We start from the raw sequence: 577 nt of genomic DNA on the forward strand, positions 1-577 counted from the left end.
TTGATTTCATGCTTTCGCACTCTCTATTTCATTTTTCATTTGCTTAACCGCATGGTTAATTAAATAATTCACTGGTCTTTCATACTCCTGACCAAGCTCTTTAAGCCAATCCATTAATTCAGGTTCAATTCGAAGATTGTACTGAATCTTGGTTCGCTCACCTTTTGGTTTTGTGGGTAGTTCCATATCAAACTCCTATGATGGGTGATCTTAACAATAATAGCCACTGGCTATATCTGGATAATAATACCCATTGGCTAGGATTGTCAATATGCACTGGCTACTATTATTATGTTTTTTATTTGCGGTATATGGTCATAATGAGTAGCAAACACTTAAATGCACAATACAATTTGCGCTGGCCCGATGAATTAAAAGAAAAAATAGCTCAATCAGCTAAAAAACATAACCGTTCAATGAATGCTGACATTGTTGCTCGGCTGGAGCAGTCTTTAGCTAATGAGGAACTGCCTACAATTACTCAAGCTGACAAAGACTATTTGACTAAAATCCAATCAATCGAAGAAAAGCTAGATATGATTATTAACAATACAGATGTATTAAAAAAAGCACCTTA

Annotated in this window: 2 protein-coding genes; one reads left to right on the plus strand and one right to left on the minus strand. The window is 35.2% G+C overall.

Annotated features, from left to right (window positions below; all coding sequences use genetic code 11):
* Positions 1–6: 6 nt before the first annotated feature.
* A complete protein-coding gene (locus ACG9ZL_RS21130) occupies positions 7–186 on the minus strand; it encodes a hypothetical protein (RefSeq protein ID WP_004784370.1) in 180 nt (59 codons plus the stop codon).
* 134 nt (positions 187–320) lie between these two features.
* Here ACG9ZL_RS21130 and ACG9ZL_RS21135 point away from each other — a divergent pair.
* Positions 321–577: Arc family DNA-binding protein (locus ACG9ZL_RS21135; RefSeq protein WP_419306140.1), on the plus strand; the 257-nt coding region annotated here is incomplete at its 3' end.

Origin of the sequence: Acinetobacter legionensis (assembly GCF_048551735.1) — a bacterium.
GTDB lineage: Bacteria > Pseudomonadota > Gammaproteobacteria > Pseudomonadales > Moraxellaceae > Acinetobacter.